The following is a 20,534-nucleotide window of genomic DNA, read 5'->3' on the forward strand; positions in this document are numbered from 1 at the left end:
TCTCGTCAACCCTTTCTTACTGAAGCCTTGCGAAGAAGATTTTGTTTGATTTGTCCGATTAACTCAGTGATAGTTGGGTTTTCAAAAAGTACTCGCAGTGACAATTGACAGCGATACAATTCGTTAATACGTGAGATCACTTGTGTAGCTAAAAGAGAATGACCACCAAGTTGAAAGAAGTTATCTTCTATGCCAATTTGTTGATCCGTCGCAAGCACTTCATCCCAAATGGATACCAGTCGTTTTTCCATTGGAGTATTAGGTGCAACATAAGCAAACTGTTTTTCGACTTCCATTCGAGAGAGTTCTTTTTTGTCGATTTTCCCATTAGCAGTCACAGGAAATTTCGATAAACACTTGTATCCAGAGGGCTGCATAAAATGAGGTAATTTTTTCTTGACTAGCTCTCTCCATTCAGGTTCAGCATCTTGGTCTGCAAGAATATAAGCAAACAATGCTTTTGCTCCGTTATCTTGCTCTTTTGTGAGAACAACTACTTGCTTTACAGCTGGATGTTTTAATAAAACAGCTTCAATCTCTCCTAGTTCAATACGGTATCCACGAATTTGAACCTGATCATCCTTTCTTCCTATGAAAAACAACTGGCCATCTGAACCATATCGGACAATATCACCAGTTTGAAACACACGACCTAAAAGAGAATTTGTTGTAAATTTCTCTTTTGTAAGATTATCCTGTCCTTTGTACCCATTCGCTAAACTAATTCCTGACAACCACAGCTCCCCTGGGACTCCAATCGGAAGCACTTGACCAAATTCATTTACTACTTCTACTTTTGTCCCCGGAATCGGGAAACCGATAGATGGAAAAATGTTTTGATCTTTTGCTTCTTCCACTATACCCGCAGTAGCTACCACTGTATTTTCTGTTGGCCCATAGTGATTAACTACTTTAATCGGGAATGCTTTTGGTGGATATTGACGAAGCTGATCTCCACCTGTTAAAAGTACCCGTAGAAATAAATCTGATGGCCAATTCAAATGGAATAATTCCTCACAGATGAGAGTTGGAACAAAGCTGATCGTTATATCATTCGAAATTAGCCAATCTTTCAGTTTACTTGGAGAAAAACGGTTATCTTCGTCCACGATCATCAAAGTTGCCCCGCTTGTTAGCGCTGGCCAAATTTCCCATACTGAAGCATCAAATCCCACACCTGCTGACATGGAACATTTATCTGAACTAGTTAATTCATACGTTTGCTGATGCCAATCCACTAAATGCTGTAGGGACTTCTGCGTAATTTCCACACCTTTTGGAACTCCGGTAGAACCAGAAGTATAGACTACATATGCTAGATTTTGGGGTTGGTCTGCTCTCGTATGAATTGCTGGCATACTCGCCCACTTTTGCTGATCCACATCCATACAAATGATATTTTTATGGGTAGACATGCATTTTAAATGTAAGGAACTATTTGTAATAACTACATCTAGATTCGCATTTTGAATCATCCAACTGATTCGATCTTCTGGATACACTGGATCAATTGGCACGTAAGCAGCTCCAGCAAGATGAATCGCAACTAAACTAGTGATTAGATCTATTGATCGGTCTAATAAAACTCCAACACAATCTCCTGATTTCACACCTGATAATCCTAAATAATACGCAAGTTGAGATGCCTTCTGATACAGTTCTCCATATGATAACTGTCCCTCTATACTCTTAACTGCAATATGATTTGGATCATTGGTAGCATGAGCAACGATTCTCTCCAATATTGGTAGAGAATAAGCTATTTCATCTGATCGATTCCAAATTTGTAACTGTGCTTTTTCTTCCTCCAAAAGCAAATTTAAATCTGCAATAGACAATGCATTTGAACTTACAAATTGTTGAAGGATCTCTGAAAATAAGCGCATAAATCGCTCTATTATCCCTTTGTCAAACTTATTTGAGTCATACATCCACTTCAAAAACATAGATTCTCCTGGAGCAACTACTAGAACCAAAGGATAATGACTTCTTTCTATACCTCTGAGCTCGGAGATTTGCAGACTCTCCTTTTCTAAAGAACGCATCTGATAATTTTCCATCACTAATAAATACTGGAAGAGAGGTTCTTCTTTTGAAGTTCCTGCCCATTCGGCAATTTTGGTCAAAGGCACATAAGCGTACTCTTCAGAGTCTTTTAATTTCTGCTGTAAATCAACTAAATACTGTTCGATACTCCAATCTTTCTTCAGATGAATTCGAACGGGAATACTGTTGATAAACGGCCCAACGATTTGTTCCACACCGTTTAAAGAACCTGGTCGACCTGATACAGTCGTTCCATACATTAAATCTGTCTGTCCACTATAAGCTGCTAAAAAAATCCCCCATGCAGCTTGAATAACTGTATTCATGGTTACTTTCTGTTTCTTTGCAAACTGTTTCATATTTTCCGTTACATCACTTGACAAATAAGTTGCCCATTCTTCATGAGATGATTTCTCTTTTGTATGACTTGATGAAACAGCAATTTGTGCAGGCTTGGCACCCGCTAGTTGGTGAGACCAATATGATTTTGCTAATTCTTCATCCTGTTCCAACATCCATCTAAAGTAGGCCTCATAAGAAGCAACAGCAGGAAGGTAAACTGGTTGTCGTTCAACAAGCGATTGATATATCTGCAGCCACTCTTCCAAAATAATCGGCATACTCCATCCGTCTAGCAAAGTATGATGATAGCTCCAAACAACTTGGTGCTGATTAGGTGTGATAGAAAATAAAGCGATCCGCATTAGTGGCGGACAAGTCAAGTCAAATGCCCTTTTATGATCTTCCTCCAAATAATTAGCTAATGCTTCTACTTTCTCTTCTTCATTCAGATCGGTCCAGTCGTCTTGAACTATCGGCAAATCTATCTCTTTCCAAGCGATCTGATGTGCTTGTTTTACATTCTCCCACCATAAAGAAACAGATAATTGAGGATGCCTTTGCATCACTTGTTTCCATGCATCTTGGAATACTTGCAAATCTACTTCCCCTGTTATCATCATCTTCATTTGAACCACATAGGCCGACTCATCTTTTGCATAAAGACTATGAAACAACATGCCTTCTTGCAGTGGACTTAATGGGTAAATGCTTCTTACATTTTTTAAATCAGGAATTTTTAGCAATTCATCAGAAGTAAGTTTTGCTAAAGGAAAATCATCTAACATTGGTTGGACTTTCTTTTCCATGCAGTGTTGAATCAATTGATTCAATTGCTGTTGATAAAGGGTAATCCAAGAAGTAACTTGGGCTTTTGAAAATTGAAGTGGATCGTAAATAAACATCACTTCTAGTTGATCGTCCTGCACCACAGACCAAACATCTAGCGCATAAGGGCGTCGAAAATCAGGATCTATTAGACTACCGATGCCTTCAGAAGTTGATGAAGCCCAAATAGAATCGGAGTCGGATTGAATTTGTCCCAAATAGTTAAAACTTATTGCTGATGAAGATGGCATATTCATATTTTTTAGATGTTTTAACATGCCATAGCTAATTCCTTGTTTTTCAATAAGAGACAATTTTTCTTGTATCTTTGGCACAATTTGCTCCCAATTATCCCCTGTAATTTCAAATCGAACTGGGTAAATGGTCGTAAACCAACCAATCGTACGAGATAAATCAATTGTTTCATCAAGTGTTTCTTCCCGTCCATGCCCCTCTAAATCAATGGAAACAGCATTATTGCCTGACCATGCATGATAAGAACTAATCAATGAAGCAATTAACAACTCACTTACTCTTGCTCGATATGCTTGGAAGCTTTGTGAAAGTAGTTGCTTTGTTACCTGTTTAGATAATCGAAATGAAATTTGTTTTGCATCGCGCTCTAAGTTTTTGCTCGTATCATCAAATATAGGTGGTAGTTCATTCGTTGATACTTGTTGTTCCATCCAAAATGAAACTTCTTTTGTCCAATTTTCCGATTGAATATTTTTCTGTAAAGCATTGGACCAAACCTGATAAGATGTCGTTTTAGCTGGAAGCATTGGTTCTTTTCCAGTGCCCAATTGTTGATATGTAAAAGATAAATCTGCTAATAAAATTCTCCAAGAAACACCATCAACAATAAGGTGATGTGCTACTAGAAGCAATTTATCTGCATATCCATAACCCCGTTTAAAATAAATAGCTCGAAAAAGTGGTCCTTCTTGTAAGTGAAGACTTGTTTGTGTTCTTTGTCCTACTTGTTTTATTGTTTCCAGCTGTTCATCTTCTGACATTGAGCTTAAATCAAGCATTTGCAGTGGCACACTATTGGAAATCGTGCTGTATGATTGTCTCCATCCTTTTTCAGTTTCTACAAATCGCAGACGGAAAGCATCATGATGCTCCATTAATATCTCCATTGCTTTTGTCAAAAGTGGTATAGACAGAGGTTGTGCAACTGTGATTAGCATCGCTTGATTAAAATGATGCAGATTTTCCATCTGTTGTTCAAAAAACCATTTTTGTATAGGTGTGAGAGGTACTTCCCCAACGATTAACCCTTGATCATGTTTGACGTTCTCTGCTACTTTCGCTACAGCAGCTAGTTCGCAGATCGTTTGATGGCTAAATACTTGCTTTGCAGTTATTGCTATTCCAGCATTTTTCGCCCTTGCTACCATTTGAATACTGATGATGGAGTCCCCACCGAGTTGAAAAAAGTTATCGTGAATACTGATCTGCTCAACATGGAGAAGTTCTCTCCAAATATCTGCAAGTTGGTACTCCACTTTGGTTTGAGGTGCGACAAATATAGTCTCATTAACTAGCTCATCCCAATTTGGCTCAGGTAGATTGGATCGATCTAACTTACCATTAGCAGTAAGCGGCAGTGAATGTAAGAAAATGAATAATTTAGGAATCATATAAATTGGAAGCTTTTCAGCCAATTTATCTCTTAATTGCTTGCTCTGATCTGATTTCTCCATGACCACATAAGCTACTAAATTTTCATTTTTCAACATGACAACTGCTTCATTTACTTCAGGTATTTGAACAAGGGTGGCCTCAATTTCTCCTAGCTCTACGCGATATCCACGAATACTCACTTGTCGATCCATTCTACCTTGAAAATGAATATTTCCATTTGCCATCATTCTTACTCTGTCCCCTGTTTTATACAAACGACCAAAAGTAGGATGTTGAATGAAAGCTTGACTAGTCTTTTCAGATTGCTGATGATACCTTGCTGCAAGTTGATTACCGCCTATACAAAGTTCACCAGGTACTCCGATTGGAACCTGTAATCCTTTTTCATCTAACACATATGCTTTTACTCCCATGATAGCCTTCCCAATAGAAGGAGACCAAGTACCTGCTGTTGGTACTACCCCTGCTGTTGCGACAACTGTATTTTCTGTTGGCCCATAATGATTTACGATTGTAACCGGGAAATCTTTTGGCGGATAGACGTGTAATTGATCCCCACCTGTTAGCAAGTACCGTAAACTTCCTCCATTTGACCATGGGATAGCTATCAGCTGAGCAAGCAATGGCGTTGGAATAAAGCTGATTGTTATTCCTTGCGCTATCAACCAATCTCTTAATTCAGTCGGATCCGCTTTTTTCTCTTCATCTGGTATTACCAAAGTAGCTCCAGCAGCAAGAGAAGGCCAAATTTCCCAAACAGAAGCATCAAAAGCAGGGCCAGCTAACATAGTAGTACGATCTTCAATCGTTACTTGATACGCTTGTTGGTGCCACTGTACTAAATTATGTAAGCCTCCATGTGTAATACAAACTCCTTTTGGTAACCCAGTAGATCCACTTGTATATACCATGTATGCCAATTGATTTTCTTCCAATGGGGGAAATAGAGCATGCGTAGGCATGTGATCCCAGGTAACAGGATGTTTATCCAAAACAAACGTAGTAGTTGCCAATCCCTCTAACCACTGTGTTAAATGATTTTGAGTTAGTAAAATAGAAGCCCCAGAATCTTCGATCATAAAAGCTAAACGATCCAAAGGATAAGAAGGATCTAACGGAACATAACAGGCTCCGATCTTCATTACACCTAACTGTGCTACGATCATCTCAGGACATCGATGTGCACAAATCGCCACACGATCATGTCTGCCAACCCCAATAGAACGAAGAAAAAGCGCGAGCTGTGTCGATTGTTGTTCCAGCTCGATGTATGATAAAGTTTTTTGATCTTCTACAACTGCAAGTCCATCAGGAACCATTTGAACATGGCTAGCTATTTGCGCTAATATTGGCTGAAAATCTGGAATTTCCTGTTCATGTTCCTCATGAAAGCTCTCCAATAATTTTTCTTCTTCCGAACTGAGCAGGGATATCGTATGAATAGACTGTTCCAAATCCGTCGCCATAACCTGCAAAACATGTTCAAAATTTTTCATAAATCGATGAATGGTCTCTGCTGTAAACAAATTTTTATTATACTCAAGCGTCAAGAATATACCTTCCGATTGATCAACTGCTGTTACTGTTAGATCAAATTTTGCGGTTGAAAGTCCCATAGGAATATGTTGGACCGCAAGATCTCCTTTGCTTTCTATTCCATTGCCCATAGACTGCATCGCAAACATAATTTGAAACAAAGGAGAATCACTTAATTTGCGATCTGGTGATACAGCATCTACTACTTTCTCAAAAGGAACTTGTCCATTGGCATATGCTTCTAACGACACTTCACGAACTTGTTGCAGAAGATCTTCAAATGTTTCTGCCTTGCCCAGATCCGTTCGAATAATAATCGTTTCTACAAAAAAACCAATCAATCCCTCTATATTTTCATCTTCTCTTCCAGCAATAGGACTACCGATCGGAATATCCGTCTGATTTGTATACCGACTCAGTAATGCTTGAAATGCAGCGACTAATACCATATATAGAGTTGTTCCTTGTTCATGACTCACTTCTTTTAAATTTTGAGAAAGTGACGATGAAAGTTGATAATAGTGTGTTTGCCCTTCGTATGTTTGTTCATTTGGTCTAGGAAAATCAGTGGGCAGTAACACTGGTTTTAAATCGGCTAGTTTCTTTTTCCAATACGATAATTTTCTTTCCCATGAAGTCGTTTTGGATAAAGATTCAAGATGGATTGCGATATCACTTGGTGCAAGAGGTAATTCAGGTAAATTTGCATCTTCTCCGGATTTCAATGCTTCATAAAAATGGAACAACTCTTGTGACAAAATGGATAAAGACCATCCATCTGCAATCAAATGATGCATCAGAAAACATAAATAAAATTGATCATCTGCTACTTGGTACAAATTCATCCGAACAAGAGGTGCTGTATCCAATGAAAATGGTACTTCTATCGCATGTGTTATCTGTAACTTTGCCTCTTGATCGGGATTAACTGCCTCTCGAACATCAAATTCTTCCATATGTACCGTTACCTCATCTTTTATCACTTGATAGGCAACTCCCTGTTCTTCAAGGAAAACAGTACGAAAAGCGGGATGACGATCAACTAGTTTCTGAAAAGCAGATGCCATACATTGAGTGTCTAAATCACCTGTAACTTTCACTATATACGGCAAGTGATACACATGTTTTACAGGCAAAATTTGTTCCATAAACCAAACTCTTTTTTGTGATGGAGAAAGTGGTAATTTCCCAGACAATCTCTGTCTTTTTATCTGCACTACTTCTTCTTCAAAGCTATACAGCATCTGACTCAACTCATGTGCTAACAACTTCACGGTTGGTGATCGGAAAAGCGAGCGGATCGGCATAGTCACTTGGAAAATTCTTGATATTCTAGAGATAACTTGTGTTGCTAATAGAGAATGTCCACCTAATGCAAAAAAGTTATCTGATGTAGAAACTTTTCTCCCCAATACTTCTTGCCATATCTCCTTTACTATTTCTTCCAAAGGTGAGTCGATAGACAGAGCCACTTCCATCTGACGAGTATCTTCTAGTTCAAGAAGTGCTTTTCGATCAATTTTTCCATTTGGAGTTAAGGGGAATTCTTCTAACTCCACAATATTGCTAGGAATCATGTAAGAAGGAACATATTCTGCTAGATATGGACCATAATCCACTCCTTTTTCTTTGCATAATAAATATGCAATTAGCTGCTGTTCCTTTGCTATCACTAAAGCTTTCTTCACTTTTTCATGTTTTTCCAACACATGTTCTATTTCTGATAGTTCAATTCGATACCCTCTTATTTTCACTTGATGATCAAGACGACCTAAAAACTTTAACTCACCATTTTTTTGTAATTGTACAAAATCCCCTGTTCGATAAAGCTTCAAACCCTTTCGAAATGGATGATCTACAAATTTTTCGGCTGTAAACTCTTTTTGATTCAAATACCCTTTAGCTAAACCTCTTCCACCCAGATATAGCTCTCCTGGAAATCCAACAGGAACTAGCTTTCCTGTTGGATTGAATACAAAAGCTTCAGTTTGTGAAATAGGTCTGCCAATTGTTGGTGCATGCTCAGACCCTTTTTTCACAAGTGAACATGTCGAGTATGTTGTATCTTCTGATGGTCCATACAAATTATAAACTTTTTCGATATGTTCTAATTGGTATAAGGATTGTGCCAATTGATTGGTCAATGGCTCACCAGCTAGATTAATTGTCGTAACCGAAGATGGAATTGCATCTAGCTCCAACAGCTCTGTAATAGCAGAAGGAACTGTATTGATCAAAGTTATTTGATCCTTGGCAGCAATCTCAGCAGATAGATCAAGTGCATCTTCAACTCCGACAACCAAACCACCGCAACTTAGAGGAAAAAACATCTCAAATACAGACAAATCAAAGCATATCGAAGTGGAAGCCAATACACCTTTACGTTCTTCAGGTCCAAAAACACTTTCCGCCCAATGCATAAGATGAACTACACTGCGGTGAGTAATCATTACACCTTTTGGCTTACCAGTAGAACCAGATGTATAGATGATATAGGCGAGAGAGTCTGGATTATGAACCAATGCAAGATTATCTTTAGGGAGCAAATGGACAAGTTCATTTATTTTGTCGACAAAAAGCAAATCACCTGTATATTCTGGTAATCCTTGAATAGCATGCGAAGTGGAGATTAGCAGTTTTGCATGGGAGTCTTGCAAGATATAATCTAATCTACTCTTTGGATATGCTAAATCAATTGGTACATATGCTGCTCCAACTTTCCAAATTGCGTAAAATGAAACAAGCATATCAACAGAACGTGGCATTCCAACTGCTACAAAGTCTCCTGCTTCTATTCCCTTTTGAATGAGAAAATGGGCGAGTTGGTTTGCTCTTTCGTTCAACTCTCTATACGTAATCGAGTCATTTCCCCAATGAACCGCTATTTGATCTGGAGTTTTCTTAACTTGATTTTCAAACAATTGGTACGTGAGTAATTTTGAATCATAATCACTATCGTAATGGTTCCATGACTCAATGATGCTCAGCTCTTTTTTGGTAATCCATTCTAATGAACCAATAGATTGATTCGGATCCGCTAAGATTTGTTGCAAAATATGTTGGTAATGTTGAGAAATTGTACTTACTCCATCCAAGTCAAGCTTTCCAGAATCAAATATCCACTTACACTGGGTTAATTCGTTTGGCAATACCATTAATGTAAGAGGATAATGAGATTTTTCGATTGATTTCACTATTTCAAGCGTAAATTGGTCATGTACCAATACCTCTGATGGGTAATTTTCATAAACAAATAAGCTGTCAAAAAGAGTGGTTTCATTGGAAACACAACTATTTGATAAAATATCTGCTAACGAGGTATTTTCATGCATTCTCATTTCCAGTTGCTCTTGCTGCAATGCTTGCAACCACTGTGTGATAGAAAACGATGGTGATACATTCGTTCGCACAGGAACGGTATTCATGTGCATGCCAACACGTCTTTCAAAATCTTCTAGGAGGGGAGACCTTCCTGATACTGCCATTCCCACAACCACATCTGATTTAGATGTATAAAAATAGACAGTTAATAACCATACACCTAGTAAAAGTGTCGATTCTGTAAGGTTTAATTGTTTTGCTGTACGCCTAATAAGATTTGTCTCTTCCTCTGAAAAATAAACGTTATACTCATCAGGCAATAGAGATGTTTCCCTGTTGATCTGTGTTTTTATCGGTAACACAGACGCCTCTTCAAGTGCAGATAGCTGCTTTTTCCAATACCTCATAGCCTCTTCTTGATCGCTTGATTCGATCCAAGCCACAAACTCAGAGAATGCTGGAGTATCTGGGATTTTCTTATCTCCTCTATAAAAAGCAATCACTTCGTTTAATACAATCGGACAGCTCCAACCATCTAATAGCAGATGATGAAAAGTCCATAACATATCGTATTGATCATCTGCCACCTTTACTATGGTTAATCTGCTAAGAGGAGCTTCTTGCAAATCAAATCCACTTTTACGATCAGTAACCAATAATTGATCCCATAATTCTTTTTGACTTTCTGTAGAAAGGTGACTCCAATCTTTTACCAGAAAAGGGATGCAGTTCTTTTCCTTCACAACTTGAAGAGGAGAAGAGAGTTCTTCCCAAAAAAAGGCTGTTCGAAACACATCATGTCTTGCTACAACTTGATTCCAAGCCTGCTCAAATCGACCCAGATCAATAGACCCATTTACTTTGAGACATAGTTGGTTGATATATACACCCTCGAGTGATTCATCTAAACAGTGATAAAGTATCCCTTGCTGTGCAGGGGTTAAAGGATAAACATCTTGAATCCCTTCTTGCAAAATTTATCGGCCCTTTCTTTCATTAATTTTGGAAAATACCCTTGATATATCAGCTTTCCTCTTTTTACTTTGGAACTTCGTTTTATTCTTCTGAATTTGAACCAGAGAACGACATGCATCAGCCAAATAGTTAGCAAATCTTTCAATAGAATTGCTACGGTATAGAGCCTTGCTATAGTTCCAGCAAATGTTTAACTTTCCATTTTGTATATAAGCATTTATTTCCAGGAGATAGGAACGTGCTACTTCTTGATATTTACGTGGTCCGAAGAAAGTGAGTTCTTTTATGACCCCATACTCCTCATTGATCATTTGATCGAATTGACCTAAATAGTTAAAACAAATCGGAGGTGTTTGTACTGCATGGATATCGGCATCTTTGGATAAATAACGCAAAAGACCATATCCAATGCCACCATTTGGAGTGTGTAATAGTTCATCTTTTACAATTTGAAGAGCGTTTCTTCTCGCATTTTCATGCAAAGTCAGCGGATAGATACTCGTAAACCAACCAACTGTCCTCGATAGATCCATCTCCTCACTCTGGTGATCTCGACCATGCCCTTCAACATGCAAACATAAATTTTTGTTCCCAGACCAATTTTGATATGCTTGCCATAAAGCAGCTATCAATAGTTCGTTTACTTTGGCTGTTTGACTCCAATTCAAAATAGTTTCCGTTTCTTGTCTTGTAAAAGCTTGTTTATACTCTACTACTTGAGTATCGGTATTGATACCATTTAAAAAATCAACAGGAAATGCTTCTACTTTAGTATCAATAACCTGTAACCATCTTTCCTTTTCATCCAATATGTTGTGATTCATCTTTTGTAGATAGTAAGACCAATCTTGATAAGACGTTGTTTTTTGAGGTAATGTCAGCTGATTCCCTTTTTCTATTTGACGATATAAATTGCCTATATCATCTAGTAAAATCCTCCAAGACACACCATCTACTACAAGATGATGAATAGCTAGAATGAACAGTGGATTTTCTTGTTTTCGATTGACAAAAGTCGCAGACAAAAGCGGACCATTTTTTATATCTAATCTATTTTCAGTAGATTGATGCAACTCTTCAACATCTACATTTGATCCATCAACAATATGAAAAAAAGAGTTTTCTTCTTCTAGACTGATTGCACCCCATTTGTCTTTTTCCTGATAAAAACGCAATCTCAATGCATCATGTAAAAATACCAGTTTTTGCAATACTTGCTTCAATAACAATGGATCGATCGACATGTCGAGGGAGAGAATCATCGATTGATTCCAATTATTATTATTTGGTATTTTTTGCTCAAAAAACCAATGTTGAATAGGTGTAATCGGCACATTTCCTGTTACTAACCCTTGATTAATGGGCTTTTTTCGTCTTTCATTCAAAATAGAAGCCATTTCTTTAATTGTCGGATGAGTAAAAAAGTGTTTAGGATTGATCTGTATTCCTTCTGATTTGGCGGCGGCAATCACTTGCAAACTCAGGATAGAGTCTCCTCCAAGTTCAAAGAAACGATCTTTTATTCCTATTTCATCTCGCTTCAAGACTTTTTTCCATATCTTTAATAGTTTTGCTTCTCTCTGACTTGAAGGTGGCAGATACGTTTTTTGAACCGATGTACTACTAGGCTTTGGTAAAGCTTTTCGATTTACTTTACCATTCAGCGTGAGCGGGAAAGAGTTCAGTATCAAGAATTGACTTGGTATCATGTATGTTGGCAGTATTTCTTCTAAATGTGTTTTTAATTCCATGTGGTCATGAAGATTTTCTTTTGCCACCACATAAGCGATGAGTTGCTGTTTTTCTTCGATGACAACAGCCTCTTTCACAGATGCATGTGCTGTTAATGCAGATTCGATCTCACCTAACTCAATGCGATAACCTCTCAGCTTCACTTGAAAATCCGTTCTACCTAAGTATTGCAATACTCCATCATGGGAGTATCGTACTAAATCACCTGTGCGATAAATTCTTCCAAACTTAGGGTGATCGATAAATTTCTCAGCAGTTTTTGGGGGGCTCCCAAGATAACCTCTCGTAACTCCTGCACCACCAATGTACAGCTCCCCTACCACTCCAATCGGTACCAATTGCAATTGTGAATCTAGTATGTATACCTTGGTACCTGTAATCGGTTTCCCAATAGAAGGGGGAGAAGGATCTTCTCGGTCTACTAATGTAAAGGTGCTATATGTGGTGCACTCAGACGGTCCATACAAGTTATAGACGCTATTGACATGTTCAAGCTCGTATAACTCGTTTGTTAACTGTCTGGACAATGGTTCTCCTGCCAAATTAATAGTAGTAACAGATGATGGTATGCCTAATGTTAGTAAACCTTTTGCAGCAGAAGGAACTGTATTTAATAAGGTAACCTCGTTTGCTGCTGGAAGCGACGGTAAAGAGAGTGCGTTTTCTCCGATGATTACTTTTCCGCCAGTTAACAATGGGACAAATAACTCAAAAATAGACAGATCAAAACAGATAGATGTTCCAAATAAGACACCAGCTAATTCATTACAACTAAATACGGATTTTGCCCACTGGACAAAGGTGACTGCTTGGAAATGCTCGATCGCGATCCCTTTTGGCCTTCCTGTAGATCCAGATGTATAAATAAGATAAGCCAAGTCAGTAACGGACTGTTCAATGACTATCTCTGTTTTTGGATACTTCTTCCAAACACCTGAGGTCAGATTTAATGTGGTAATGCCTGAATTTTGCATCATGTTCTCTACATCGGACTGGACCAAGAGTAGTGATAAATCAGCGTCATTTATCATGTACAGAAGGCGGTCCTTTGGATAAGCTGGATCTAAACCGACATATGCTGCACCTGTTTGCAATACAGCCATAATCGCTACAAGGAGTGGATACTTTCGAGGAAGTGCAATTCCTACTATCTGTCCATTTCCAATCCCTTGATCCAATAAGTGATGTGTAAGTTGATTCACATCTTCTAACATTTTTTGATAAGTAACACGCTCTACACCATCTATGACCGCTATAGCATGCGGCGTTTTTCTAGCTTGCTCCCTCCATGTTTGATTCAGCGTCATAGTTGGTTTGGGACTTGATCCACCATCTCCATATTGAATAACTTCTGACTCAGCATCCTTTGTCATACAAGTGTACGAATCAATGGATAGATTGGGATCCATTACTATTTGCTCTAATAAAGACACAAAACTATCTGCAAGTTGTTGCATCAAGCTTCTATCAAACAAGGTTACATCGTATTGCCAATGAAGAAGCAAACCTTCATGCCATGGTGCAGCCTTCAAACATAAATCAAACTGGGAAGTAGGATCAGAAATTGCTTTACTTGTGACATCCCAATTCCCCCACTTCATCTTCACATCGCCTTTTCCAAGTGATATGGCAGATAATTCTGGGATCAAAGTAGTTTGTTCAAATGCGAGCATCGCTTGAAAAATAGAAGGAATACTGGCATCTCTTATTGGTGTTAGCTTCTCAACCAAATCAATAAAAGGTATCTCGTGCTCAGATGCTTCTTGTACATTTTGCATCGTCTGCTTTAACAATTGAACAAAGGTTAGAGACTGGGATAAATCACCTCTTATTACAATTGGATTTACCATATAAGTAAGTTGTTTTGCTTCTATATTGTTTGTTCTCCCTACTGATGGCGAACCCACTAAGATATCATCTTGCCCACTATATTGAGCTAGTACCATCTGATAAACAGTTAATAATAATTGATAGAGCGTAGCTCCATATCGATTTGCCAAAGCATTTAAAGATTGCAAAAGATCTGCAGGTAATTCACTTTCAATCTTCTCTCCTAAAAAGGATTGACTCCTCCCACGGACAGATTTTTGAGGCAAATTCAATAATGGAAGTTCCCCTGCCAATTTTTCTTTCCAATAATCCAAATGTTGCAGATCTTCGGTAGTTGTAAGATCCATTAATTCCACTGTCTCTAATGGATCAAGTATTTTCCCACTTTCCAGCTCCATATACAGATCTCTCAACTGAGCCAAAAACAAATCCATAGACCATAGATCACAAATAATATGGTGAAAACAAAGTAAAAATGTATAGGATTCATCGAGATGTTTGTATAAAACAGCTCGAAACAATGGCGCTTTCTCAAGTACAAATGGAGCATACGCGTCTTCCACTAACTGCTCAGCAAAATCAACTATAGCTTCTTTTTCAACCAATACATCGATCGTATCTTTGTGAACATAAGGAAAAGGCTTTCCATCGGACCGCTGACGAATACTTGTCCTAAGGCTTGAGTACTTTTTCATAAGTAGTTCAATCGCATGCTGTAAATGTGTTTTGTTTAATTCTTTTGGAAAACGAAGCGCGATGGGAATATGATAAGCTATATTTTCTGGATAAGTCTCTTGAATATACCAAATAGCCTCTTGGCCACGGTTTAAGGTAATCTCTGTACTCAGTTTCATCCTCTGTTCTTCTTTTAACATTTCATTTGTTCGTTCTAATAGCTGTGAATGAATACAGACAATAAGCTGATCCCAATTCCAAGTAAGGAGGGTTCCTACTTTTGGCAGTTCTACATGCCAATACTCTTCTATCACAAATTTGAATTGCAGGATTTTTATGGAATCAAATCCAAAAAAAGAAATACCTTGCTTCACCCAGTCTTCTTTTTGTACTTGCAAATTTAATAGATCCAGTAGTTTTCCTTGCAATTGGGTCCTTTGTTTTGATGGAGGAAGGATGATCCAATCTTCCCAGACAAATAATTCATCTTTGCCGTTCATAGACTCTTCTTCATACATCACTCGATATACCACTTGTAATTGATTAGCCAAATAGATTTTTTTACAAGCTCGTCTTTGAATTTTTCCGCTTGATGTTTTTTGAACACTATTTTCCTTAATGAAAACAATTTCATAACAAGATACTCTATGCTCTGCTGATATAGCTTGTTGTATTTGCCTGGCTAACTGTGAAATATCAACTAATTCTTCTGCATCTTTTCTAATTTCTTGAACGATGACAAGTTTCTCCTCATCATCTATATCGACAGAAAAAGCTGCTCCACATCCTGGTCTAAGAAAGGAAGAACAAGATTCCACGGTTAATTCTAGGTCTTGGGGATATAAATTTCTGCCTCTAATGATGACAAGGTCTTTGTATCTCCCCGCAATAAACAATTCATCCTCAATAAAATATCCCAAATCACCAGTTCGAAGATATGGACCATCACCATCCAACCAAGCTGAAAAATCCTCTTTCGTCTGTTCAGGTTTATTCCAATATCCATGAGCGACGCTACTACCTTTGACCCATATCTCCCCTACTCTATTGGGTTCGCATAGTGTTCGTTTTTCTGGATCTACACACTTGATAGTTAAACCATCACCAGAAGTTCCACAACTAACTACGACTCTAGAATCTTCAGACTCGCTTAATCTTACATCCCTATTGTTTAAGTCGGTAATAGACACAGACTGATAAACAGGTTTCTCCTTCCATCTGCCTCCTGCTATATAGAGTGTAGTCTCTGCCATCCCATACATAGGATAATGAGCTTCTGCTCGAAACCCGTAAGGTGAAAATACTTCAGTAAACTTCTCCAATGTCTGATATCTAACGGGCTCTGCGCAATTTACTGCTACTCTCCAACTACTGAGATCCAAGGAAGCTCTTTGAACTTGAGATATTTTCCTTACACATAAATCAAAACCGAAATTTGGACAACAGGTAGTCGTTCCCCGAAATCGGTCAATTGCTTTAAGCCAAAGGTAGGGGTTCACCACATATTGATAAGGTGATAACGACACAGCATGAAAACCAACATACATAGGTTGTATGACACATCCTATCAAACCCAAATCATGAAAGATAGGTAACCACGAAACGCTGACATCGTCTCTTGTATGTTGCAATCGATCACAGATGATTGCTGAATTATCTAGCATATTCCCATGACTTACCATGATACCTTTTGGATCTCCAGTTGATCCTGAACTATATTGCAAATAGGTAACTGTATCACGATGAATAAGGGGAGGTGACCAACTTTTCGCCCAGGTATCAGATAGTGTATCTGTTGGATACCACTCCATATCCAAGCCCACAAGAGACTTCCCATCTTCCATTTCCAAACTAGCTATAACATCTGAAGTTGTTATAGCAATTTTTGCTCCTGCGTCTTTGACCACTGCTTGTAACCTCGTAGTTCGACGATGTTGTTTTTCTGGTGGATATCCTGGAACAGCTATGACACCTGCATATAAACATCCATAAAAAGCACTTATAAAATCTAATCCTTGATGATACAACAACATTACACGATCGCCTTGTGTTACTTTGGTTTGCAGCCAAGCTGCAATAGCCCTCGCGCGTATATCTAATGTTTCATATGTATAACTTACTTCCTCTATATCTCCGTCTTTTAAAAAGGTATATGCTTTTTGGTTTCGTTGATTTTCAGCCCGATATCGTACGATATCGGTCAAGGTTGTAAATATTTTATCCATGGTTCCTCCTGAATGAAATATCTAAGAAAAATTAGATATGAAAAACAAAAAATACAATCGTTTCTACATGAAGAATTTTTTGGAAAATCTAATGACATACTATCAGAATAAAATAAGTTGTGTCAATGATCAGTCACATATAAAAGAAATTCTGCCTTTTTGGCACATTCAAAAAAAGGGTACTACTTGCCAAAATATGATAGAATCTTTCTCATGATACTTGTAAAAAAGGGATGAATCTATCAATGACTACACAATCTATGCTTATGAAGATGGAAGATATCATGGATGCCAATCAAATGATAAAAAACGTAATAGTGCAGACACCTTTACAACGAAATGAGTATTTATCTAATTTGTATGATTGTAATGTGTATTTAAAAAGAGAGGACTTGCAAGTTGTCCGTTCTTTTAAAATAAGAGGCGCGTTTTATATGATCCAAAGCCTGACTCCAGAGGAGCGGAAAAGAGGTGTTGTGTGTGCTAGCGCTGGGAATCATGCTCAAGGCGTAGCCTACTCTTGCAGTAAATTAAGAATTACTGGTAAAATCTTCATGCCAACTACAACCCCAAGACAAAAAGTAGAACAAGTAAAAAGGTATGGTGGCTCGTTTGTCGAAGTCATCTTAACAGGAGATACCTTTGATGATTCTTACTTAGAAGCAAAACAGTATGGGGACGAACATCACATGTCTTTCGTTCATCCCTTTGACGATCCCCGAACTATTGCTGGTCAAGGAACGATCGGGATGGAGATCATGAATGATATGGATAAAGTAGATTATTTATTTGCTAGTGTTGGTGGAGGAGGACTTATCGCTGGTGTGAGCACTTACATGAAAGGAATGAATCCTGATTGTAAAATAATCGGGGCCGAACCAGAAGGTGCTCCTTCCATGAAGCGCTCTCTAGAAGCAGGTCATGTGGTAGAACTCGACAAAATAGATCCATTTGTAGATGGAGCAGCAGTCAAAAAAGTAGGGCAATTAACTTATCAAATGGTAAAAGAACAGATAGAAGATATTGTCTTAGTACCGGAAGGAAAAGCATGCAGTACCATCTTAGAACTGTATAACCAAATTGCTCTTGTAGTAGAACCCGCTGGTGCGCTGCCGGTAGCTGCTCTAGATTTTTATCGCCAAGATATCAAAGGAAAAAATATCGTCTGTATTATAAGCGGCGGCAACAACGATATCGATCGGATGCAAGAAATGAAAGAAAAATCCTTGATCTATGAAGGATTAAAGCATTATTTTATCGTTTCTTTCCCCCAAAGAGCTGGTGCTCTTAGACAGTTTTTAGAAAATGTGCTTGGTAAAGACGACGATATAACTCGTTTTGAATATACAAAAAAGAACAACAAAAGCTCTGGACCTGCTTTAGTAGGCATTGAGCTAAAAGATCCAAGTAACTATCAAGCCCTCTTAAACCGAATGGAACAATACGGCTTTTCATATATAGAAGTCAATAACGATCCAACTTTATTTAATTTACTTATCTAAAGATAATTTGTATTTTTTCTATCCTTACCCGCATAATACAGATGCTGTACAATCGCACTTCATGTATTTACTAGGGTCTCAAGGCTTCTTGTTAGGTTTATCCTGCAAAAAGCCTTTTTCGTTATCTCAACTATTAATCTTGGATTGAAATTCATCTGTTTTTTATATACTTCAATTGATAATGATTATCTATCTGTATGCTGTAGGATGGAAATACCTTGTCTGCACATCCAAGTGACTCTGTTATCTTGGAACAAATTGGGTTCGTACAGTGAAGAAACATCCTGATAGAGATACTGTGCAAACAATTATATACAGTAGTGGACCCATCAGGAAATCAACAAGGACATTTCACAAAGCTTGTACAATCACTCGAACGATAAGCTATGTTATTGGCAAGGAAATGACGGAAATTCTGACTTCCAACTCATAACTATTTGTTCCACCAGAGTACTACTTTGGTGGAACTCCTCTTTTTACCTCTACAAAAAAGTCATCCTAAATAGGATGACTTTAAATCCTTTTTCCTGAAAGTCTCAAATTCAGGAGGCTTTTTGTGGCTGTTTTCAGTCAATCTCCAATTTTACTTTATTTTACAAAATAGTATAAGAATGCAGTCAGAAGGTTTCCTTCTCCATATATAGTTGTTTACTCCTTATTGCTCTATACACTCTAGTTACAAACTGGGAGTAGTAGTCAGCATCCTCGGATTTGGTACCACATGGTGACCATATCAATCCAGCCACGATGTTCGGTAATCTTTCTACAGAAGAGGCGTGATAGTTGCATTTACTCTGTTACTTCCTGTGATCTAATAATAACAAATGATTTTGGATGAATCTGCTGAAAAGTATATCTGTTTGTTCAACATGTGACTATAGGGTAACTTGTTATACTAGCCATAATGAGTTACCCTATAGTCACATGTAAAGGAGTTACATCAACTTTTTTCAAAAAGGAGGATTCTGATTGGAAAATGACATCTTCAAGGCACTTGCAGATCCTAGCCGTCGTAAGCTTTTGGATCTGCTTAACGCTTCAGACGGACGAACTTTAAACGATCTATGCGCACCGCTTGATATGTCTAGATTTGGTGTCATGAAGCATCTAAATATACTAGAGAAAGCCGGTCTCATCACTACAAAAAAAGTAGGGCGTGAAAAGCTGCATTATCTGAATGCAGTACCTATACGTCAAATCTATGAACGATGGGTTAGCAAATACTCCGAACCATGGGCAATCGGATTAACTTCTCTTCAAAACGAACTGGAGGGTGAAGCAAATATGAATAAACCCAAGAATATAAACCGGATTGCAATCAAAGCAAAACCGGAACAAGTGTGGCAAGCTCTCACCGATCCAAACAAAACATCGAAATTTTGGTTCAATTGTGCTATCCGATCCACATGGGAAATTGAAGCTCCATTCGAATTATGGAATGGCAAGAAGAAAGAAGCAGAAGGAATCATTCTCGATATGGATCCGCCAAATAAACTTGTGATGAGTTGGCGGTTTATTTCATTTCCGGGTACAGAAAACGACACCCAGTCGCGTATTACATGGGAAATAAATACCCATGCAGAGTTCCATGGCGTGACCCAAGTAACTGTTGTGCACGATGAATTTGAACAAGCCAGAAACACTGCAACGGTTCTTGAAAATGGATTGCCAATAGTTCTTTCAGGCATGAAAACGCTTCTAGAAACCGGGGATACGCTCTCTAGTAGTTAAAATAAAAGTTTTTCCACAAGATCAGTAACAATCTCACATGAGGGATTAAAAACCGACAACAATGATACTAGGGAATTATTCTTAATAAAAGAAAAGGATATTGGTCTTATAAAAAGTAAAAAAC

At 38.0% G+C, this 20,534-nt stretch carries 4 protein-coding genes; 2 read left to right on the forward strand and 2 right to left on the reverse strand.

The window, feature by feature from the left end; all coding sequences use genetic code 11:
• Positions 1-5 precede the first annotated feature (5 nt).
• On the reverse strand, positions 6-10,694 hold the full coding sequence (locus tag GSM42_RS05500) for a non-ribosomal peptide synthetase (protein ID WP_160800559.1): 10,689 nt from the start codon (positions 10,692-10,694) through the stop codon (positions 6-8).
• Positions 10,695-10,697: 3 nt separating this feature from the next.
• Entirely contained in the window at positions 10,698-17,177 is a 6,480-nt protein-coding gene (locus GSM42_RS05505; RefSeq protein WP_160800560.1) for a non-ribosomal peptide synthetase, read from the reverse strand.
• A 245-nt stretch (positions 17,178-17,422) separates the two neighbouring features.
• On the opposite strand from GSM42_RS05505, the gene ilvA reads away from it, so the two are divergent.
• Together ilvA and GSM42_RS05515 are read left to right on the forward strand one after the other, a co-directional pair.
• On the forward strand, positions 17,423-18,679 hold the full coding sequence (gene ilvA, locus GSM42_RS05510) for a threonine ammonia-lyase IlvA (protein WP_160800561.1): 1,257 nt from the start codon (positions 17,423-17,425) through the stop codon (positions 18,677-18,679).
• A 969-nt stretch (positions 18,680-19,648) separates the two neighbouring features.
• Positions 19,649-20,410 (forward strand): ArsR/SmtB family transcription factor, encoded by a 762-nt coding sequence (locus GSM42_RS05515; protein WP_160800562.1) that lies wholly within the window; start codon positions 19,649-19,651, stop codon positions 20,408-20,410.
• Positions 20,411-20,534 lie beyond the last annotated feature (124 nt).

The organism is Shimazuella alba (assembly GCF_009831235.1).
Classification (GTDB): domain Bacteria; phylum Bacillota; class Bacilli; order Thermoactinomycetales; family Thermoactinomycetaceae; genus Shimazuella; species Shimazuella alba.

Coding starts and splice junctions, on each gene's coding strand:
- ilvA (WP_160800561.1), top strand. CDS start 17,423: ATGACTACACAATCTATGCTTATGAAGATGGAAGATATCATGGATGCC.
- GSM42_RS05505 (WP_160800560.1), bottom strand. CDS start 17,177: ATGGATAAAATATTTACAACCTTGACCGATATCGTACGATATCGGGCT.